Here is a 21,115-nt window from a genome sequence, read left to right as displayed (position 1 = left end):
AAAAATATTGCTCAAATTATTGGTATAATTCTTAAAAATGTGTTACGTTCATATATAGAATTACTTTAGGTTAAAAGGGAGAAAATGAAAGTAGTTTGTGTGGATTCTTGTATCCGTTCTAGGGCGTTTGGGATTGACATAGCTCTCCGCAATCGATTTGAACTTTTTGAAGGCATGAAAGTGCCTTATGAATTGTGGGTTTCTGAAACGGATACAGATATATATGCTAATGCCTCTTCTAGACAGCTTGTGCTGGATAGTTATGAAGCCTTGGGAATTGATAGGAGTAAAGTCCGTTTTCTGGGCTTAGAATTAGCTGGTAGGAGTCTGCAGGAGTTTGCTGAGGAGGAGCTTGAGCCAGAAGACTGGCTGATGATGGAACGTCTGGATATTCCAGAAAATATTCTCTTGAGACGTGGACAAGATTTTCATGTAGTGCGCGTCCTTCATCAGGATCATATGATTGCCCTCGGACAAGAGTTAAATAAAAAGGTGATGAGCTGGCTGGATCAGGATGTGTTAGACTTTTTGGTTTTAGTTGGGGAAGGCCAAGAGGCTTATCTACCTCAAAAGATGAGGGATAAGGCCCTCTTTATTCCAACAACCTATGCAGATCAAGTGGTCCAATATCCAAGAGAGAGAGTCTTTGATCCTAAGGAGATTCGCTTGGTGACAGTCAGTCGTTTGTCTGAGGAAAAAAATGTTCTGTTATTGCTGAAAATCATGGCTTTGCTAAAATTTAAAGGGTATGAGCAATTTAGATTAGATATCTATGGAGATGGTTCAGATATGGCTATGCTGCAAGATGTAGTTCAGCTCAATGATTTGGAAGATATGGTTCATTTTAAGGGCTATCAGTCTCAGGTGCCTTATCAAGCTTATGATGCCTATATTAGCACCTCCTTATCGGAAGCCTTTGCGACATCACTTTATGAGGCTTTGGTCAATGGCTTGCCTCTGATAGGTTTGGATGTGCGTTATGCCAATCGCGCTTATATTAAGCATGGAGAGAATGGCTGGCTGATACCGCATAATGACGCTAATCAGTATATTGCCCATCTAGAGCAATTTAGTCAATTTGGAGAAAAAGAATGGGGGGAATTTTCGGCAAGATCTAAAGAACTTGCCAATCGCTATCACAAAGAATTACTAGTCAATCTATGGGAAAAAGTTTTTAAAATGTCAAAAATAGGAGATTAAAAGGAGAATAATATGAAAAAGAGTTTAGGAAAAAAAGTAGAACTGGGAATGAAATTAGTCCCAATTCCTCTGTCTTTACTGCTTGCTGGGACAATGGCAGTGACTGTACAAGCGGAGGAGGTAAATAATGAAACAGAGGGGAATCAAGTCCAGAATAACCAAGTGACTCCTCCTATCACTCAAGAACTGCCAAATGATGGGACAATCAAAAATACACCAGCAGAGGAAGCTTCCGGTCTGACCATCTCAGAAGAAGGAGAGAAGGGCGCAGCCCAAGTCACGCCTGAAATCAAACAATTAGCTCAAGAGTTTTATGACTATCATACTAAGGAAAATAGCTTTGAAATAACTAAGGCTGCAACCTTAACTTCCGTTATGCCTGAGATGCAGTCAAAGGAGCAAATAGAAGAAGAAGCTAAAAAGTATGATCGTGCTTATGCTATCCGTAAGATAGATGGTGTCTTTAAATATATTGATTTAAAACAAGTAGAAAATTTAAATCTAGTTAGAGATGAGGATTTTAGGGATGTAGGTTCTCGAGTGGCAACACTTATCCAAAATGATACAGCCCTCTTCTTTTTGAATAAGTGGGAGTCTATATTCAATCCAAATCCAACCCCAGAAGAAGTAGCCAAGATACCCAAAGCTATTATTCCACGCTCCGAATTGGATTTGACAGTTAATGAATCTATGCCCAAAAGAGTGTTTTTGAGTGCAGCGTATACTCCACAAGAATGGCATGGTTGGAAAACCTATGAAGAGGCTTTTTCTAGAAAATATCTGCCTTCGTCAGATCGTAGGATATTATCTATGAAAGAGATAAGACAGATATATTCTAAAAATCCTGATATGTTCCGAGTTGAAGCGTATCCTATTGAAAGGAAATTATCTGAAAAAGGACCTATCAATCCGTACTTTCAGAAAATTGTGATTAATCAAAAGGAAATTGATTTTGATGTCCCTAATTACAATACGAATCTAAAGATTGGATTGCTTGATACACGAGATACGGATCCCTTAGCCTTTGGTTATAGAGATCCCAATGAACCATGGAGACAACAAAATTATCGTTTCAATGAGTCTCAAATTGGTAGAATTTTTCGACTAGGTCGTATGGGATTAGAAAAATATAACGACCTAGTGTATATCGACTGGATGGGCAATAATCCGACTGTAATGGAGCCTTGGTTTGGTGAAAACAATATTAAAACCTTCCACTACAAACTGTATCTGATGAAACCTCATGACAGGACTCGCTATTATATCGATAGAGACTATACGATCCAAATTGAGGGTGTACATAATTTAATTGAGACGCCTGATGGTGGACTTAAATCTGTTGAACCAACTTTTTACAGGGGAGGTAAGACATTACTTGGCTTAAAAATTAACCAAGAGGGCATAGATGCAGCTTTTAGAACAGTCAAAGCTGAAGGCTTCGTCTTTAAACTTTCAGATGTTAAGAAGGTTAATGAGAGAGAGACCGGACCGGGCAAGGTTCTTGTCCGTTACCAAGACGAGCAGGGGCATGCTATTGCTAACCCTATTACGGATGAGCAACCAGGTACGACCAGATACACAGTCAGTCCTAAACCTCTAATTTCCTATAATAACAAGCTCTATACTTATAAATCTCGGCTAACTGCCTATGATGCTGAATCGGGAGAGTATGAAGCAGGAAGAACCAAAGAAATCGTCTATGAGTATGAACTCAGCCAGTTCCAGCTTCCAAATGATGCACCAAGCGAGGACAAGCCTGTCTTGGAAATGACCCGCTTTGTAGATGAATCAGGTCAAGAATTATCAGACCCAGAGCGAGGTTTAGTAGCTTCTAAGAGTATCGCTGGCTATGACTATCAGTCCAGCAGTGACGAGGACAGTATTCGCACGCATGTCTATCGCGCAAGTGTGCATGAAGTACCGACAGACGTTCCGAGTGAAGACAAGCCCGTCATGGAAATGACCCGCTTTGTAGATGAATCAGGTCAAGAATTATCAGCTCCTGAGCGCGGTTTGGTGGCATCTAAGAGTATTGCTGGCTATGATTTCCAGTCTAGTACTGAGGAGGATGGCATTCGTACTCATGTCTATCGTGCCAGCGTGCATGAAGTACCGTCAGAAGCTCCACGAGAAGAGAAACCAGTTTTAGAAATGACTCGCTTTGTAGATGAAAATGGTCAAGAGCTGTCAGATCCAGAACGAGGTTTGGTAATGTCTAAGACTATCGCCGGCTATGACTTCCAATCCAGCAGTGACGAGGATGGTATTCGCACGCATGTCTATCGTACCAGCGTGCATGAACTGCCGACAGACGCACCAAGTGAAGACAAGCCCGTCATGGAAATGACTCGCTTTGTAGATCAACGCGGTCAAGAGCTGTCAGACTCTGAACGTGGTTTGGTAGCGTCTAAGAGTATTTCCGGCTATGACTTCCAGTCCAGCAGCGACGAAGATGGTGTTCGCACTCATGTCTATCGCGCAAGTGTGCATGAACTTCCGACAGACGCTCCACGAGAAGAGAAACCAGTCTTAGAAATGACTCATTTTGTAGATGAAACTGGTCAAGAATTATCAGCTCCTGAGCGCGGTTTGGTGGCATCTAAGAGTATTGCTGGCTATGATTTCCAGTCTAGTACTGAGGAGGATGGCATTCGTACTCATGTCTATCGTGCCAGCGTGCATGAAGTGCCGAAAGATGCTCCGGTTGAGGACAAGCCTTCTATCGAAATCACTCGCTTTGTAGATGTAGAAGGAAGACCTTTAGCAGCTGAGGAATTTGGTTTACTTGATGCAAAGGATTTTGAAAAATATGGTTTTGTTTCTGTAGCGGATGCAAATGGCGTTCGCACTTATGTTTACAAGCCAAAAACGCACACTCAAACACCTTTGGGAACAGAAACTTCTGAGCAGAAGAGTCCTGTAAGGGTTGAGAACTCTGAGACTACTCCTGTTCTGTCTCGAGTGTCCAAACATCAATTACCAAATACTGGAAACACAAATTCATCATTCTTGGGAGCAGCAATTATCAGCCTTCTGGCTTCTATTGGCTTACTACATTCCAAGAAAGAAAGAAGAAAAAAATAAGGCCAATTCGGTCTTATTTTTCTTTTTCCATATGTTTTCTGTGACTTATCTGACACTCCAGACACTAACTGATTTTTCCTCCACAGGAAATTCTCCCCAGCCTTGGTCGTCAATAGTTACGATTTGAGAGCTGTTGCCTAGATAGTCACTGAATTCTCTGCCAGCCCATTCTGGACCGACAAGCATGGATTTGTTGGTTGCTTGGTCATTGCTGATAAGGACAGCGATTGGCTGACCATCGTCCATACCTTGGCGAGTCCAGCCAATACAGTTTGCATCGTCAAAGTAGTCGGTCTGCTCACCATAGGCTAGATTGAGACGGATGTCTAGGAGTTTATCCAGTAGCTCTTGAAAGCTCTCTTGGGCAAATTCTCCGCTAATGCCATAGTAGTCTCCGTAAAAGACACAGGGCAATCCAGCTTCTCGCAAAAGTATGAGAGCATAGGCCGCAGGCTTGAACCATTCTTCGACGGTAGACTCCAAAGCCTGACCTCTCTGAGTATCGTGGTTGTCCACAAAGGTTACAGCTGATTCAGGATGATTCTTTGCAAGTGTCTGATCAAAAATAGTTCGCAGGTCATAATCTGCTCCAGATTTGCTAGCATCAAATAAATTATGATGAAGTTTAACATCGACTAGGTCAAAGCGGTAGTCAATATTTTCTAGATAATCGTTATTGGCCTTCTCATCGCTATTCCAAAATTCCCCAAAGACATAGAAATCTTCACCGTATTTTTCAGTAATATCGCGGATGAAATTCTTCATAAAGAATGAATCAATGTGTTTAACAGCATCTAAGCGAAAGCCATGAACACCAGTGCTTTCAATAAACCAATGAGCCCAGTCGTAGAGATTCTGGATGACTTCGGGGTGCTTGAAATCAATATCCGCATACATGAGATAGTCGTAGTTACCATTCTCATTGTCTACTAGCTCATCATCTGCCCAACCTTTATTGTCGCCTTGGATGAGAAAAATGCCTGACTTGTTTTTTTTTGCATCATAGTCAGTGCCAGTGAAGTGGTACCAGTGCCATTCGAAGTCATTGTAGGCTTTTTTGCGGCCTGGGAAGACAAACTTAGTCCAGCCTTTAATCTCGAAAGGTTCTGACAAGACCTTTGTGCGGTCGTTAGGATCAACTTCAACAACGGTAAAGCGCTCTTTATAGTCAGCTGCGGCCTTGTGATTGAGGACAACATCTGCAATAGCTTCGATACCGTTTTGGCTAAGCGCTTCAATCGCTCGGAGGTATTCTTCCTTCAATCCATACTTTGTGCGGACGGTCCCTTTTTGGTCGAATTCTCCCAAATCAAAAAGGTCGTATACACCATATCCGACATCATTAGAGCCTGTTCCTTTGAAAGCTGGCGGCATCCAGACTTTGCGAATTCCTTTTGCTGCTAAGTTTGGTGCATCTTCCGCTAAGCGGTTCCAATGCTGACCGTCATCTGGCAGATACCATTCAAAATACTGCATTAAGGTTTGGTTTTCCATATAAATTTTCCTCTTCATTCTCACTGATTGGCTTTATTGTACCAAAAGAAGCAGAAAGACGCAATCGCTTGCGTTTTTTCACTCTCATAGATATTTAACTCTTTTATAATTTGAAAAATATTTTTAAAATTGAAAATGAAACATTTTTAGCTGAGACAAAAAGCCGCAAAAAGAGTATACTAATCTGTATAGAAATCGGTAAAGGAGCTCTCTTATGATTGAATTTAAAGATGTCACTAAAGTTTATGAAGGAGCGGTAGCTCTCAATCAGCTGAATCTGACCTTGCAAAGTGGAGAAATCGTCGGTCTGATTGGTCACAATGGCGCGGGAAAATCTACCACCATTAAGTCATTGGTCAGCGTTATCAATCCTAGTAGTGGACAGATTTTTGTAGATGGGAAAGAATTATCAGCTAATCGCTTGGAAGTCAAGAAAAAAATCGGCTATGTAGCTGATTCACCAGATCTATTTTTGCGCCTAACTGCCAATGAGTTCTGGGAACTGGTTGCGACTTCTTACGATATGACAAATGCAGAAGTTGAAGAGCGGTTGGGAAATCTGCTCCATATTTTCGACTTCGGCTCTCATCGGTATGAGGTCATTGAATCATTTTCTCATGGGATGAGGCAAAAAGTCTTCGTTATTGCAGCTCTTTTGTCTGATCCAGATATTTGGGTGCTGGATGAGCCGCTGACGGGTCTTGATCCGCAGGCAGCTTTTGACCTCAAGCAGATGATGCGCCAGCATGCAGATAAAGGAAATACAGTTCTCTTTTCAACCCACGTCTTGGAAGTTGCAGAGCAGCTCTGTGATAAGGTGGCTATTCTCAAAAAAGGGAAATTGATTTTCTATGGAACCATTGAAGAACTAAAAGGCCAACATCCAGAACAGTCTCTTGAAACCATTTATCTTGGTCTAGCAGGCCGCAGAGAAGAGGTGAGTCCTGATGCGCATTAAAGCTATAAAAAAACTCGTTGATATCAACATCCTCTATGCTATTCAGCCGTCTCAGCTGCAACAGTACCGCAAGATGCAAGCTAAGAATCCTGAGCGCAAGGTCAATGTATCGCTGAAGGCCATCCGCATGTATCTGATTTTAGGACTGGTCTATCTCTTTCTTTTCGGCTTGATGGGCTCCCTGAACCAACTGGTTGGCAATCCTGGTCTCTTTGCCAATTTGGTTTCTGCTTTTGCTCTCTTTTCTATGTCTCAGGGCTTTCTGGTTTTTTACAATGTCTTTTATGAAAGCAAGGACTTGCAGTCTTATCGTCCCTACGCTTTTAGCGAAGCAGAAATCATTGTCGGCAAAAGCATTTCAGTTATTCTGACCTTGCTGATTGCCATTTTGCCTATGTTCAGTTATTTCTTGGTTCTGACTTTCCAAGGTGGTAATCCTTTCTTGGGCCTGCCCTTAGCTCTGCTTGCTATTCTGATTTTAAGTTCAGTCATCACCTTTCTGATTCTGATTGCCGTCCATTTCATTACCAAGACAGTCTTTTTCAGGAAGTACAAGACCATCCTGTCCAATGTCATTCTGGCTCTTGTTTCCGTTGGATCCTTTTTCCTCTATTTTATGATTAATCAAATGAACAGCAGAAGCGTTGTAAATCGTACAGAGGTCAAAGCTTTCTTTCCGCCAGTTCAGGCCTTTTATGATTTTATCCTTCATCCTTTTCATACAGCTTCCTTGCTGGGATTTTTGGGATGGGTTGCAGTTGCGGCTCTTCTATTTTTCATCGTAAAGACCAAGGTGATTCCAGAGTTTTATGAGGCAGCTCTCATGACGGGCTCTTCAGTAGGAAAGCGGGAGCGCGTGCATGACATCAATATTGCGGAAGCAAAAAATCTCAAAAAGTTTGTCTGGCATTACAATATCAGGCTCTTGAGCGAGGGTTCTGTCATTATGCAAGCTATCTTTATGTCGGCCTTTCTCCCTTACATTGTCATTTTCAGTATGGGAATGGGCATGATACAAGGTGGCCTGTCTTTGACTTCTTATCTGGGACCACGTTTCCTCTTGCCAATGATGGCTCTGGCTGTTTTGATTGCAACTCTAAACTCAGGCGGCAGCAACCTTACGGCTATTGGGATTTCTCTGGAAAGGGAAAATTTTGATTATCTCAAGGTTCTCCCCTTTGATTTGAAGCAATATATTCGTCTGAAGTTTTGGCAGCTCTTTGCCGTCCAGTCTATCCTGCCTCTGACCTTGCTTTTGATAACTAGCCTTATTTCCGGTATGCATCCAGTGACTTTCTTGGGCATGGTGGTTGTTTGGGCCTTAATTAGCCTAATGTGGAGTTCTTGGGGTTACTACCGAGACTACAAGCATTTTGTGACTAATTGGTCCAATGTCACAGAATTGATGAGCCGAGATAACAATATGGTGAAAACTCTCTTAGCCATCGCTCTTATTTTAGGAATGGTGATTGTCATTACTCTTCTCTTCTTTATATCCAATGTTCTTGCGCCTCTGGTAATTTATACGATAGTGGCTCTAGTTCTAGTAGGATTAACTGTGTTGTCTTACATAGTCCACAAACACTACATGAAAAAGCTGAATGAAGAGTTAGCAGTATTTTATTAAAAGAGCATCAGGAAGTCGAAAGACTTTCTGATTTTTTGACTGTAAAAATAACAGCTCTGTACATTTGCAGAACTGTTATTTGTTTTTCTTTATTTTTTCTATATCCAGTGGCATGAAAGTCGCCATGACTCGACCGATAAGTTTAGGTTCTTCCTCATGCGGGATAAACTTATCACTATATTTTTTATTAAGGGAAATCAGACGGATACCGGATGGATCGTTGAAGACCCTTTTTATAATGGTTTGGCCGTCATAATCGATAGCATAGATAGCGCCAGCAAGCTCGAAATGAGTCTGCTTGATTAGCGCTACGGAATCTCTCGGATACTTGGGCTCCAGAGAGTCAGTTCGTACCCAAAGAGCAATATCGTAGTCAATTTCTCTGTCCAACCAGACTAAATCAGCTTGTTCAGGCTTATGTTGAGAGAGATAGTAATTCTCATAGACCAAGTAGGGAAAGTAGTCGTCCTTTAAGCTGGCATGTGTTTCTTGCTCAGTCAGGCTAGCTTCCAGTAGCTTTAATCCTTTCCCCTGTCTGTCTTGGTCAAGTTGTTGATAAATACGATTTAAATCGGGGAATTGCTGAGGGATGTCTGCAATTAGTCGGTAACGAGGGTCAATTTCTTCAACCTCTACCTCAAAAAATCTTGCAATCTTTTCTAGATTGGCTGCAATAGGCAGAGATGTCCCTTTGATATAGCCAGTCAACGTACTAGCAGGAATGCCTGTTTCACGAGATAGCTCGACTTGCTTCTTACCTGTTTCCTTGAGAAGTTCTTTGAGCTTTTTAGAAATGAGAAGACTTGCTTCCTTGTCTTGGGGGCTTGCGGCGCCTCTTCCTCTGGCCATAATATCAACTCCTTTACTTGGTTTTATTATAGCGAATTAAATCGAAAAAGTAAAGGATTAGGTCAATTATCTTAGCCTAATCCTTTACTTTTTTAGATGTCGTATTAGATTTCGTAGCCCATTAAGATTCCGCCTTCCTCAGCATAGAAGCTGCAGAGGCCTGAAGTCGGCACCGTTTCGACTTGAGCTTGGGGATACTTTTCTTGTATCAGCTGACTAAATTGCTGGCAGAACTTTTCGTTATTGCGGTGAGCGATGATGAGTCTGCCACCCTTGTAACCAGCTTTGAGTAGTTCTTCGATTGCAGAAGCGAGAGCCTTTTTCGGACCGCGTGCCTTTTGCAGAAGCTCTAGCGTACCAGTCTGGCTAGCTTCACCAACCATACGGATATTGAGCAAGCCGACAACGGTTCCCAGAAGTTTGCTAAGCCGGCCGTTTTTGACCAAGTTATCTACCTTTGCCAGAACGAAGAGAAGCTTGGTTTTCTCTTGATAGCGACTAATGACTTCAACAACTTCATCAAAGCTGAGATCTTGCTGAATGAGTTCATTGAGTTTAGTCACAAGTAAGTCCACCTCGCCGCCAGCAGAAAGACTATCAATGACATGAATCTGGGCATCAGGATGTTCTTCCAAAAAGATTTTCTTAGCAACCTGTGCACTATTATTGCTGCCAGATAGAGTTCCAGTGATAGTCACCACAAAGATCTTGTCAGCTCCCTCAAAGCTTTTGAGATAGTCATCTGGACTAGGGCAGGCGGACTTTGAAGCAGCAGAAGAAGCATACATCTTCTCCATCATCAGGTCAATATCAAGTTTCTTATTATCTACAAAGATTTCATTTTCCACTTGAATGGTCAAGGGAACACTTTCAAACTGGGTGTCTTTAGCTAAGTTTGTCATTTCACGAAAGTCACAGCCAGAGTCGGCTATAATTTTCCAAGTCATATTTTTCTCCTTTTTTGTCAAGTATGTACAATAAAAAAATTGACAAAAAACCTGTCTTTTTTTAAAATTATAACATGAAGAATGCTTACTAAAAAGCGGAAACTGTCAGCTGATACAAGAGGGAAGAAATTGTTATGTCGGAAAAGAAAATATCGGAAAAATCACTCGCGAATTTAAAGAAATACAATCAGGAATCCAATCAAATCACGAGAGAGTCTCTGGAAATTTCTCTCATGCAGTTGCTGGAGAAGAAAGAACTCAAAAAGATCACAATTTCAGAGCTGGTTGAGCGAGCAGGGGTTTCCCGCGCTGCATTTTACCGCAATTATAGCTCTAAAGAGCAGATTCTGGAAGAGATTTTTAAAAACACTGTTCAAGGCATTACGGATAAATTGGAAGAGTTTAACTTTAAAACGGAGATGTACCAAATTTGGCTTTTTCTTTTTAAGGAAGCTAAGAAAGAAGCTCGGGTTATCAGCCTAGCCATCGACTATAATTTTGAAAAGCTGCTGACTCAGGCCGTGTTTGACTTTTTGGAAAAGCGCAATCGCAATGCTAAGAAAACAACTAACTCTTACATGAATTCCTTCTGGAGTTCGGCAGTTGTTTCCGTTCTTTCCAAGTGGATTAAGGACGGCATGAAGGTTCCAGCTGAAAAAATAGCTTCTTTAGGCCTACCTCTTTTCCCACAGAAAAAGAAATCAAATAAAAACAAGTGAGTCATTAGGGCTCGCTTGTTTTTAGGTTCTGTAAGAAGCTGTTCAGTTCTTTTTGGTTCCTTAATTCGTAGAATTTCTGAGGAAAGGTTTGTCGGATTCTCTTATATCTTGCCAGTGCTGTCTGACGTCGTCCCTTCCAAAGAACCCAGCAGATAAACTCCCAGTCAAACTTTTCGGGGCAGCCTGGAGCCATGCTTTCTCTGGTCCGATTGCGGTATTTTAAATAGCGTTTGAAAGCTCGATAAAGACAGTTCCAGCGAGAGAAGTTCAGAAAGATGATTTGGTCGGCTTCTGCCATCCGCCGTTCATAAAAACACCAAGAGTAGTTGCCATCAATAATCCAGTCGGTATTTTTTGACAGAAAATTGTCCATCTGTTCACTCATCCAATCACGGTCGCTATCCTTCCAGCCAGGTTGGAACTGCAATCTATCCATGTGAAGTTTGGGAATGGAGTAGTGGTTGGACAGTTGTACTGCTAGAGTGGATTTGCCAGAACCGGAATAACCGATAATTGCTATTTTCATCCTTTTCTCCTTTGTGTGAGAAACAAAAAAAGCTCCTGAGAGCTCCCTTTGTATGCATTATTTAGCAAGTTTAGCTGAAAGGCGTGCTTTATCGCGGCTTGCTTTGTTTTTGTGGATCAAACCTTTTGTTTCTGCTTTATCGATAGCTGAGCTAGCAGCACGGAAAAGTTCTTCAGATGGGTTTGCTTCAAATGCTTTGATTGCAGTACGCATAGCTGACTTTTGAGCTGAGTTTTTTTCGTTATGTTTCACGTTCAATTCAGCGCGTTTGATAGCTGATTTAATGTTTGCCAAGTTCTTTCACCTCCATTGAAAATACTAACTATCTAATTATATATGAAAAGTTAGGATTTGACAAGCTTTTTTATTTTTTTAAGTAAATTTCATCAATTTCATGATTTCCGGCTTTGTGCAGGATAATTTCTGCCCGATTGCGGGTTGGTTCAATGTAGTCTAGCAGGTTGACAAGGTTAATGCTTTTCCAAACATTATGGGCGAAGGTTACTACTTCCTCTTCTGATTGAGTGGTGAAGCGGTGGTAGTAGTTTTTGGGGTCGTTTTCAGCCAGCGTCAGCATTTTTTTAAAGCGATCCAGATACCAGTTTTCAATGTTTTCGACTTCTGCATCAACATAGATAGAAAAGTCAAAAAAATCTGTCATATAGAGGCGCTCGTTCTGTGGATTTTGGAAAACATTGATGCCTTCGACGATAACAAAATCTGCAGCCTTTACCTCCTGCATTTCCTGAGGGACGATATCGTAAGTCTCATGTGAATAGACGGGAATTTGGAAATCCTGACCGTTTTTTATGCTGTCCAGAAAGGAAAGAAGCAGCTCCATATTATAGCTTTCTGGAAAACCCTTGCGGTTTAAAATGCCATGTTCTTCCAAGATTTTATTCGGAAATAAAAAACCATCTGTGGTAACTAGCTCGACAGTTGCATTTGAAAAAGTCCGAGAAAGCAGAATCTGCAGCAAACGGCTGGTGGTGGATTTCCCAACGGCCACACTGCCAGAAACTCCGATAATAAAGGGCTGTTTCCGGCTTTCTTTTTGTAGAAAAATCCCCTTGGAAAAAGCCAAGTCTTCCTTAGAACGTTTATAAATCTGAATGAGATTGGTCAAGGGTAAATAAATGTCAGTTACGTCCTGCAGACTGATCTTATCATTGAAACTCTTGATAGAGTTAAGTTCAGCCTGAGTCAGGGGCGGAGTTGTTTTGCGGTGCAGGTTTTGCCATGTATGGCGGCTGATTTTTTCAAAGTGAAGAAATTCGTTAGTCATAAGTTACTCCTGTATGATGGACTTTAGTATAACATACTTTTTGGAGAAATGAAAACGATTTACAATTCTAGGAAAATTATGATAAAATGGTTGTATGACTAAAATGTATTTTGCAGAAAATCCTGATGCCAAACATGATATTCATGAATTAAATGTGGAACTGTTAGGACAGAGGCTGACTTTTTTGACAGATGCTGGTGTCTTCAGTAAAAAGATGATTGATTATGGCAGTCGGGTTCTTTTGTCTGTCTTGGACTTTGAAGCTGGAGAACGGGTCTTGGATGTTGGTTGTGGCTATGGGCCTCTAGGTTTGACCTTAGCCAAAGCGCAGGGAGTAACTGCGACCATGGTGGATATCAACCAGCGGGCCTTGGACTTAGCTCAGAAGAATGCTGAGAGGAATCAGGTATCTGCTCATATCTTCCAGTCAAATGTCTATGAAAAGGTTACTGGAATTTTCGACCATATTATCAGTAATCCGCCTATTCGTGCTGGTAAGCAAGTCGTGCACGACGTCATCAGAGGAAGCTATGAGCATTTGACAGAAGGCGGAGATTTGACCCTTGTGATTCAGAAAAAGCAGGGAGCACCCAGTGCCAAGTCGAAGATGGAAGCTATCTTCGGTAATTGTGAGATTGTTAAGAAGGACAAAGGCTACTATATACTAAGGAGTGAAAAATAGGATGCGTGCTGTAGATATTATCCAAAAGAAGAGAGACGGTCTGGAACTGACCAGTCAGGAAATCCAGTGGCTGATTGAGGGTTATGTGGACGGGACGGTGCCTGATTATCAAATGGCAGCCTTTGCGATGGCTGTCTATTTTAAGGGCATGACGACTCGGGAAATTTCGGATTTAACCATGACCATGGTTGGAACTGGAGAGCAGTTTGACTTGTCAGAAATCGCGGGAATAAAAGTAGATAAACATTCTACTGGCGGTGTTGGTGATAAAGTAACTCTGGTCTTGGTACCATTGGTAGCTAGTTTCGGTGTGCCTGTTGCTAAAATGAGCGGCCGCGGGTTGGGCCATACTGGAGGAACCATTGATAAATTGGAATCCATTAAAGGATTTCAGGTAGAGCGCAGTCAGCAAGACTTTATCAAGCAGGTGCAGGAAATCGGCTTGTCCGTTATCGGTCAGTCTGATCAGTTGGTGCTAGCGGATAAGTTGCTCTATGCCTTGCGAGATGTAACAGCAACTGTTGATACGATTCCGCTGATAGCGAGCTCTGTTATGAGTAAGAAAATTGCTGCTGGTGCAGACAGTATACTTCTGGATGTGACTGTTGGTGAAGGCGCCTTTATGAAAAATATTGATGACGCTCGTGTACTAGCACGTACTATGGTAGATTTGGGCAAGGCTGTCGGCAGAAAAACAGTAGCTGTTTTGACAGATATGAGTCAGCCTTTGGGAACCAGCATTGGCAATCGTCTGGAAATCTTAGAAGCTTTGGATATCTTGCAGGGCAGGGGTCGTGAAGACATCACAACTTTTATTTGTGAGTTGGCTCAGATTATGCTCGGACTGGCAGATGTTGAGAAAACGGTGGAAGAAGTAAGAGAACAGCTGACCAACGGTGCTGCTTTGAAGAAATTTGAAGCTATGGTTGTAGCTCAAGGTGGTGACTTGGAAGATCTCTATCGTCCATCCAGTGCAGCTCATATTGTAGATGTGAAAGCAGAACAGGCAGGTTATATCACTGAACTGCCTGCCATGGAATTTGGACTCTTTGCTATGAGACTTGGAGCGGGACGTGCAGTTAAATCTGACGACTTAGATTATGAAACTGGAATTGTTTTCGAAAAGAAAGTCGGAGACAAGGTTGAAATTGGAGAAGTTTTCGCAAAAATTTATTCAAATGAAAAAATTTCTCAAGAACTAGTTACAGATTTTCAAAAAAATGTTAAAATAGGTGATGAAAGCGTTGCAGTAAGCGAGATTATCGAGGTTATTGCTTGATTCTAGGAGAAACCAACATGAAATTAAACAAATACATAGACCATACGCTTTTAAAACCAGAAGCGTCAGAAGAGCAGATTCTGAAGTTAATTGAAGAAGCAAAAGTTTATGATTTTGCCAGTATCTGTGTCAATCCAACCTGGATAGAGTTTGCTGCGGAGCAGCTGAAAGGCTCAGATGTCAAGGTTTGTGTGCCAATTGGTTTTCCTTTAGGAGCCAATACTTCCGATGTAAAGGCTTTTGAAACTAAGGACGCAATCCAAAAGGGTGCGGGCGAAGTGGATATGGTCATCAATGTCGGCGCTCTGAAGTCTAAAAATTACGATTTGGTAGAGCGAGACATCCGTGCGGTTGTAGAAGCTGCAAACGGTACCTTGGTCAAGGTAATTCTGGAAACTTGCCTGCTGACAGATGAGGAGAAGGTTAAGGCCTGCCAACTGGCTCAGAAAGCTGGAGCTGATTTTGTTAAGACCTCTACAGGATTTTCAACTGGCGGTGCGACAGTCGCAGATGTTGCCCTTATGAGAAAAACAGTTGGTCCTGACATGGGCGTCAAGGCTTCTGGCGGTGCTCGTTCTTATGAAGATGCGCTGGCCTTTATTGAAGCAGGTGCGACTCGTATCGGAACTTCAGCCGGTGTGGCGATTATGAAGGGAGAAGAAGCTAGTGGCGACTACTGAGTTGATTGACTTGGCTGTCCAAGCCAGCAAAAATGCTTATGTTCCCTATTCTCATTTCCCCATCGGAGCGGTTTTAGTCGCTAAAGACGCACGAGTATTTACCGGCGTTAATGTTGAAAATGCCAGTTTTGGCTTGACCAACTGTGGAGAGCGGACAGCTATATTTAAGGCGGTTTCAGAAGGAGCTTTAGACTTCGAGGAGCTGATTGTCTATGGTGAGACGGAAAAACCCATATCGCCCTGTGGTGCCTGCCGCCAAGTAATGGCAGAATTTTTTGCTGAGGATCTAAAAGTGACCTTGGTCGCTAAAGATAAATCGACGGTCGTGATGACGGTCAAGGAATTACTTCCATATTCTTTTACAGATTTAACATAAGTCTGTTATCGGTCATCTGACCAAACTCAAACTTGCAACTGTGTTGCACATCTTAATTAGGAGGTTCAGAAATGAACAAAAAAAAATGGCTAGGTCTTGGTCTAGTAACTGTCGCAGCATTCGGACTTGCTGCATGTGGAAACCGTGCTTCTCGCTCAGATTCTTCAAACGCGAAAACTGATTTGAAGGCTGCTATCGTAACTGATACTGGCGGTGTTGATGATAAGTCATTTAACCAGTCTGCATGGGAAGGCTTGCAAGCTTGGGGTAAAGAAAACGGTCTTTCTAAAGATAACGGCTTTACTTACTACCAGTCTAATGATGAGTCTCAATATGCAAATAACCTGAACCAAGCTGCTACGGATGGTTATAATTTAGTATATGGTATCGGATTTGCTCTTCGTGATGCGGTTGAATCTGCTGCTCAAGATAACAAAGACATCAATTATGTTATTGTTGATGATGTTATCAAAGGAAAAGAGAACGTCGCTTCAGCTATTTTTGCTGACAATGAAGCTGCTTACCTTGCTGGTGTTGCTGCTGCAAAAACTACTAAGACAAAACAAGTTGGTTTCATAGGTGGTATAGAAGGCGCAGTTATCACTCGTTTTGAAAAAGGCTTCGAAGCTGGTGTGAAATCAGTTGACCCATCTATCAAGATTCAAGTAGACTATGCTGGCTCATTTGGTGATGCAGCTAAAGGTAAGACAATTGCTGCTGCTCAATATGCTGCAGGTGCAGATGTGGTTTACCAAGTTGCTGGTGGAACTGGTGCCGGAGTATTTAACGAAGCTAAGTCAATCAACGAAACAAGAAATGAAGATGAAAAAGTTTGGGTACTCGGTGTTGACCGTGACCAAACTGAAGAAGGTAAATACAAGTCTAAGGATGGTAAAGAGTCTAACTTTGTTTTGGCATCAAGCTTGAAACAAGTTGGTAAGACTGTCCAAGACATCGCTAACCAAACTGCTAAAGGTAAATTCCCAGGCGGTAAAACTACAACCTTCGGTCTGAAAGACGGTGGAGTTGACTTGACGACAACAAACTTGTCAGAAGATGTGAAAAAGGCTGTTGAAGAAGCGAAAGCAAAAATCCTTGACGGCAGCATCACTGTTCCTGACAAATAAAACAATTTAAGAGCGATCCGACCTTGCAGGGTCGCTTCTTTTTGAAATTTGAGACGCCTTTGTATCAATAGAATTTATTAGCACAAGTAGTGCCAGTAACTTTTATTGAAATAAAATGAAATTCTGGAAAGGAAAGAGCCATGACACATGAAAATGTCATTGAAATGCGAGAAATTACCAAAATTTTTGGTGAATTTGTAGCCAATGATAAAATCAATTTGGAACTCAGAAAAGGTGAAATTCACGCTCTTTTGGGAGAAAATGGTGCCGGCAAGTCAACCTTGATGAATATGCTGGCTGGCCTGCTTGAGCCAACCAGCGGTGAGATTGTAGTGAATGGAAAGTCAGTTAAACTGGACTCTCCATCAAAGGCGGCCTCACTTGGTATTGGGATGGTGCACCAGCACTTTATGCTTGTTGAAGCATTTACTGTCGCTGAAAATATCATCCTTGGAAGTGAAATCACCAAAAATGGTGTGTTGGACTTGAAAGGCGCGACTAAAGAAATCAAGGAACTTTCTGAGAAATACGGCTTGGCAGTTGATCCATCTGCTAAGATTGAAGATATTTCTGTTGGTGCCCAGCAGCGGGTTGAGATTCTGAAAACTCTTTATCGTGGTGCGGACATTCTCATCTTTGACGAGCCGACAGCCGTTTTGACACCAGCTGAGATTGATGAATTGATGAAAATCATGAAGAATCTCGTTAAAGAAGGAAAATCTATCATTCTTATCACTCACAAGTTGGATGAGATTCGGGCAGTTTCTGACCGAGTAACGGTTATTCGTCGCGGAAAATCCATTGAAACAGTTGAAATTGCTGGTGCAACTAACCAAGATTTGGCTGAAATGATGGTGGGACGGGCTGTTTCCTTCAAGACTGTGAAAGAGCCAGCTAATCCTCAAGAAACGGTCTTGTCAATAAAAAATCTTGTTGTTGAAGAAAACCGTGGTGTTCCAGCTGTTAAGGGACTTTCTCTTGATGTCCGAGCTGGTGAGATTGTTGGTATTGCTGGTATTGATGGCAATGGTCAAACCGAGCTGATTCAGGCTATTACAGGACTTAGAAAAGCTAGCTCTGGCGAGATTACAATTAAGAACCAGTCTATTATTGGTAAGCAGCCGCGGCAGATAACTGAAATGAAAGTCAGCCACGTTCCTGAAGACCGCCACCGTGATGGTTTAGTCCTGGCAATGTCCATTTCTGAAAATATTGCTCTGCAGACTTATTATATTGAACCTATTAGTAAGAATGGTATTTTAAATTATCAGAATATAACCAACTATGCAAAAAGACTCATGGAAGAATTTGATGTTCGTGCTGCAAATGAATATGTATCTGCTTCAGCTCTTTCAGGAGGAAACCAACAGAAAGCTATCATTGCCAGAGAAATGGACCGTGATCCAGACCTTCTGATTGTCAGTCAGCCAACTCGCGGACTTGACGTGGGGGCTATTGAATACATCCACAAACGCTTGATTGAAGCGCGGACTCAAGGTAAAGCTGTCCTCGTTGTCAGCTTTGAGCTAGATGAAATACTTAATGTTTCTGATAGAATCGCGGTTATCCACGATGGTAAGATTCAGGGGATTGTAACTCCAGAGGAAACTAATAAGCAAGAGCTTGGTATTCTCATGGCAGGTGGTAAGATTCAGAAAGGAGCTGCAAATGTCTAAGAAAAGTCTATTTATTACTCTTGTTTCTATCTTATCATTGATTGGCATTTTTTTAGAATGGAGTGTAGCCTCGGTAGGAGCAAAAGTAGTATATCATTTTAATGGTATTGATAGTAATCAAGGTAAAGTTTCTTTGATTCTTACAGTTTTGATTGGGATTTGTGCGATTCTGAGTAACTTTCTAAAGAAACAATCTAAATTATTAAACGTAAGTATATTAATTTTTTCAGTTTCTAATCTTGTATTATTACTAATAAATATATTTAATTTAAAGAATACTATAAATCAAGTTGATAGATTGAAGGAATTGAGTGTATCTGCTAGCATTGGAATTGGTATTATTATTTCTCTCTGTTCTTCTTTGGTAATTCTTGCTTTAATTCTTTTAACTATTTTTAAACAAAATGAAACAAAAAACTTGAGCTATTCTATTGAATATAAAAAGGAAGTTTCTTCGATTATAAAAGATCGATTAAGTAGTAAAAATATTGAGAATAAGAAAGAATCTTCTTCTAGAGTTAAATTACCAAATGGCTTACAACAAATAACTGTTCCATTGATATCTATTTTATTAGGACTGGTATTGGGAGCGGTTGTCATGGCCATCTTTGGTTATGATGCTATCTGGGGGTATGAATCCCTCTTTAAAACAGCTTTTGGTTCTTTGAGAAGTTTGGGTGAGATTTCTCGTGCGATGGGACCTCTGATTCTCATTGGTTTGGGCTTTGCTGTAGCTAGCCGTGCTGGATTCTTTAATGTTGGACTTCCTGGTCAAGCCTTAGCTGGCTGGATTTTGGCTGGTTGGTTTGCACTTTCCTTCCCTGATTTACCTCGACCTCTGATGTTATTGGCGACTGTAGTCATTGCAGCAGTAGCTGGTGGTATTATCGGATCTATTCCAGGAATTCTGCGTGCTTATCTGGGAACGAGTGAAGTCATCGTAACCATTATGATGAACTATATTGTTCTTTTTATTGGAAATGCCCTTATTCATAGTTTCCCAGAATCTGTGATGCAGAGTGTTGACTCTAGTAAGCGTGTCAGTGCCAATGCGATTTATCAAACAGAGTGGTTGAGAAGTCTTACATCTAACTCTCGGATGAATATCGGTATCTTCTTTGCCTTGATTGCAGTAGTGGTTATTTGGTATTTGCTTAAGAAAACAACACTTGGTTTTGAAATTCGTGCTGTAGGGCTTAATCCAAATGCATCTGAATATGCAGGGATGTCATCTAAGCGTACTATTATCATATCTATGATTATTTCAGGTGCTCTTGCAGGACTTGGAGGAGTAGTAGAAGGACTTGGAACTTATCAGAATGTCTTTGTTCAAGGAAGTTCCTTGAGTGTTGGTTTCAATGGTATGGCGGTAAGTCTCTTGGCAGCCAATTCTCCAATTGGAATTCTATTTGCAGCCTTCCTCTTTGCGGTTCTGAGTGTTGGTGCTCCAGGTATGAACGTGGCTCAGATTCCAACAGAACTTGTAAACATCGTAACAGCTTCTATCATCTTCTTTGTCAGTGCGCACTATCTGATTGAGCGTATGACAGGTATGACAATCTTTGATTTCCTTAAAAATCGTCGCCAAGAAGCTAAAAAAGTGAAGGAGGGAAACTAGGATGAATATTGTAACGATATTAAGTTTATTAGTATCATCTATGCTGATTTACGCGGCTCCCTTGATTTTCACAAGTATTGGCGGGGCTTACTCTGAACACGCTGGTGTGGTTAATGTCGGCTTGGAAGGAATCATGGTTATGGGGGCTTTTACAGGCGTTCTCTTTAACCTGACTTTCGAGAAGAGCTTGGGTAGCGCGACTCCGTGGCTTTCATTGATTGCTGCTGGTTTGGTCGGAGTTGTCTTCTCTCTTATCCATGCTGTTGCGACCATTACCTTCCGTGCTGACCACGTTGTGAGTGGTACAGTGCTGAACTTGCTGGCGCCAGCCTTGGCAATTTTCCTTGTTAAAGCTATTTATAACAAGGGACAAACGGATAACATTCAGCGTTCATTCGGCAAGTTTAATTTCCCTATCCTGTCTGATATTCCAGTCTTGGGAGACATCTTCTTCAAGCATACAAGCTTGGTTGGTTATCTTGCCATTGCTTTCTCTTTCCTTGCTTGGTTTGTCATGTTTAAGACTAAATTCGGGCTACGTCTTCGCTCAGTCGGAGAGCATCCGCAGGCGGCAGATACCTTGGGGATCAATGTTTACCTCATGCGTTATTGTGGTGTCATGATCTCTGGATTGCTCGGTGGTATTGGCGGAGCTATTTATGCTCAGTCAATCTCTGTTAACTTTGCTGTGACAACTATCGTAGGTCCAGGATTTATCGCCTTGGCAGCTATGATTTTTGGTAAATGGAGTCCTATTGGTGCCATGTTGGCGAGTCTCTTCTTTGGAGCTTCCCAAAGTTTGGCGGTTATCGGGAACCAATTGCCATTGCTTTCAAGTGTTCCAACGGTTTATCTGCAGATTGCGCCTTACGTATTGACGATTGTAGTGCTTGCGGCATTCTTTGGTAAAGCTGTTGCTCCCAAAGCGGATGGTATCAACTATATCAAGTCTAAATAAACCTTTACACCAGTTCTTTGGAGCTGGTGT

Annotated in this window: 19 protein-coding genes; 13 read left to right on the top strand and 6 right to left on the bottom strand. The window is 41.6% G+C overall.

The features are described 5' to 3' along the window. Nucleotides 1–84: 84 nt before the first annotated feature. Both RP262_RS06410 and RP262_RS06405 read left to right on the top strand, forming a co-directional pair. A complete protein-coding gene (locus RP262_RS06410; RefSeq protein WP_311154610.1) occupies nucleotides 85–1,200 on the top strand; it encodes a glycosyltransferase in 1,116 nt (371 codons plus the stop codon). A 12-nt stretch (nucleotides 1,201–1,212) separates the two neighbouring features. After that, a complete protein-coding gene (locus RP262_RS06405) occupies nucleotides 1,213–4,284 on the top strand; it encodes a MucBP domain-containing protein (protein WP_311154609.1) in 3,072 nt (1,023 codons plus the stop codon). Between the two features lie 45 nt (nucleotides 4,285–4,329). Here RP262_RS06405 and RP262_RS06400 read toward each other — a convergent pair whose 3' ends face one another. Further along, complete coding sequence (locus RP262_RS06400) at nucleotides 4,330–5,796, bottom strand: alpha-amylase (protein WP_311154608.1); 1,467 nt, start codon at nucleotides 5,794–5,796, stop codon at nucleotides 4,330–4,332. 196 nt (nucleotides 5,797–5,992) lie between these two features. Between RP262_RS06400 and RP262_RS06395 the strand changes: the two genes are divergently transcribed. Both RP262_RS06395 and RP262_RS06390 read left to right on the top strand, forming a co-directional pair. Continuing rightward, on the top strand, nucleotides 5,993–6,736 hold the full coding sequence (locus RP262_RS06395) for an ABC transporter ATP-binding protein (RefSeq protein ID WP_311154607.1): 744 nt from the start codon (nucleotides 5,993–5,995) through the stop codon (nucleotides 6,734–6,736). Further along, nucleotides 6,726–8,363, top strand: a complete 1,638-nt coding sequence (locus tag RP262_RS06390) for a hypothetical protein (RefSeq protein WP_311154606.1) — start codon at nucleotides 6,726–6,728, stop codon at nucleotides 8,361–8,363. Before RP262_RS06395 ends, RP262_RS06390 begins: the two co-directional genes overlap by 11 nt. 75 nt (nucleotides 8,364–8,438) lie before the next feature. On the opposite strand, the gene RP262_RS06385 is transcribed toward RP262_RS06390, so the two are convergent. Both RP262_RS06385 and RP262_RS06380 read right to left on the bottom strand, forming a co-directional pair. Beyond that, complete coding sequence (locus RP262_RS06385) at nucleotides 8,439–9,212, bottom strand: XRE family transcriptional regulator (protein ID WP_268682173.1); 774 nt, start codon at nucleotides 9,210–9,212, stop codon at nucleotides 8,439–8,441. Between the two features lie 104 nt (nucleotides 9,213–9,316). Beyond that, nucleotides 9,317–10,159 (bottom strand): DegV family protein, encoded by an 843-nt coding sequence (locus tag RP262_RS06380; RefSeq protein WP_311154605.1) that lies wholly within the window; start codon nucleotides 10,157–10,159, stop codon nucleotides 9,317–9,319. Between the two features lie 134 nt (nucleotides 10,160–10,293). On the opposite strand from RP262_RS06380, the gene RP262_RS06375 reads away from it, so the two are divergent. Beyond that, complete coding sequence (locus RP262_RS06375; RefSeq protein WP_002906696.1) at nucleotides 10,294–10,878, top strand: TetR/AcrR family transcriptional regulator; 585 nt, start codon at nucleotides 10,294–10,296, stop codon at nucleotides 10,876–10,878. Between the two features lie 4 nt (nucleotides 10,879–10,882). Here RP262_RS06375 and RP262_RS06370 read toward each other — a convergent pair whose 3' ends face one another. The 3 genes from RP262_RS06370 to coaA form a co-directional block, all read right to left on the bottom strand. Beyond that, entirely contained in the window at nucleotides 10,883–11,404 is a 522-nt protein-coding gene (locus tag RP262_RS06370) for a DNA topology modulation protein (protein WP_268682175.1), read from the bottom strand. Nucleotides 11,405–11,461: 57 nt separating this feature from the next. Continuing rightward, the gene (gene rpsT, locus RP262_RS06365) at nucleotides 11,462–11,698 is read right to left on the bottom strand and encodes a 30S ribosomal protein S20 (RefSeq protein WP_002895661.1); all 237 of its coding nucleotides are present in this window, start codon (nucleotides 11,696–11,698) and stop codon (nucleotides 11,462–11,464) included. Between the two features lie 70 nt (nucleotides 11,699–11,768). Further along, nucleotides 11,769–12,689 (bottom strand): type I pantothenate kinase, encoded by a 921-nt coding sequence (gene coaA, locus RP262_RS06360; protein WP_268682176.1) that lies wholly within the window; start codon nucleotides 12,687–12,689, stop codon nucleotides 11,769–11,771. Nucleotides 12,690–12,783: 94 nt separating this feature from the next. On the opposite strand from coaA, the gene RP262_RS06355 reads away from it, so the two are divergent. The 8 genes from RP262_RS06355 (at nucleotide 12,784) to RP262_RS06320 (ending at nucleotide 21,085) form a co-directional block, all read left to right on the top strand. After that, nucleotides 12,784–13,371: a class I SAM-dependent methyltransferase gene (locus RP262_RS06355; RefSeq protein WP_268682177.1), complete on the top strand. Its 588-nt coding sequence runs from the start codon at nucleotides 12,784–12,786 to the stop codon at nucleotides 13,369–13,371. A gap of 1 nt (nucleotide 13,372) precedes the next feature. Continuing rightward, nucleotides 13,373–14,650, top strand: coding sequence for a pyrimidine-nucleoside phosphorylase (locus RP262_RS06350; RefSeq protein WP_048773263.1), 1,278 nt, complete (start codon nucleotides 13,373–13,375; stop codon nucleotides 14,648–14,650). Between the two features lie 17 nt (nucleotides 14,651–14,667). After that, complete coding sequence (gene deoC / locus RP262_RS06345) at nucleotides 14,668–15,330, top strand: deoxyribose-phosphate aldolase (protein WP_311154604.1); 663 nt, start codon at nucleotides 14,668–14,670, stop codon at nucleotides 15,328–15,330. Further along, entirely contained in the window at nucleotides 15,317–15,706 is a 390-nt protein-coding gene (locus RP262_RS06340) for a cytidine deaminase (protein WP_311154603.1), read from the top strand. Before deoC ends, RP262_RS06340 begins: the two co-directional genes overlap by 14 nt. Before the next feature lie 71 nt (nucleotides 15,707–15,777). After that, the gene (locus tag RP262_RS06335) at nucleotides 15,778–16,833 is read left to right on the top strand and encodes a BMP family protein (RefSeq protein WP_311154602.1); all 1,056 of its coding nucleotides are present in this window, start codon (nucleotides 15,778–15,780) and stop codon (nucleotides 16,831–16,833) included. 140 nt (nucleotides 16,834–16,973) lie between these two features. Then, nucleotides 16,974–18,509, top strand: a complete 1,536-nt coding sequence (locus RP262_RS06330) for an ABC transporter ATP-binding protein (protein ID WP_311154601.1) — start codon at nucleotides 16,974–16,976, stop codon at nucleotides 18,507–18,509. Nucleotides 18,510–18,996: 487 nt separating this feature from the next. Then, nucleotides 18,997–20,127 carry an ABC transporter permease gene (locus tag RP262_RS06325; protein ID WP_311154628.1) on the top strand — a complete coding sequence of 377 codons (1,131 nt, stop codon included), beginning with the start codon at nucleotides 18,997–18,999 and terminating at the stop codon, nucleotides 20,125–20,127. Between the two features lies 1 nt (nucleotide 20,128). Continuing rightward, complete coding sequence (locus RP262_RS06320; protein WP_268683019.1) at nucleotides 20,129–21,085, top strand: ABC transporter permease; 957 nt, start codon at nucleotides 20,129–20,131, stop codon at nucleotides 21,083–21,085. Nucleotides 21,086–21,115 lie beyond the last annotated feature (30 nt).

It is taken from the genome of uncultured Streptococcus sp. (genome assembly GCF_963456385.1).
Classification (GTDB): domain Bacteria; phylum Bacillota; class Bacilli; order Lactobacillales; family Streptococcaceae; genus Streptococcus.
The sequence above is the reverse complement of the archived record's forward strand: the minus strand, read 5'-3'. Positions and strand labels throughout refer to the sequence as shown.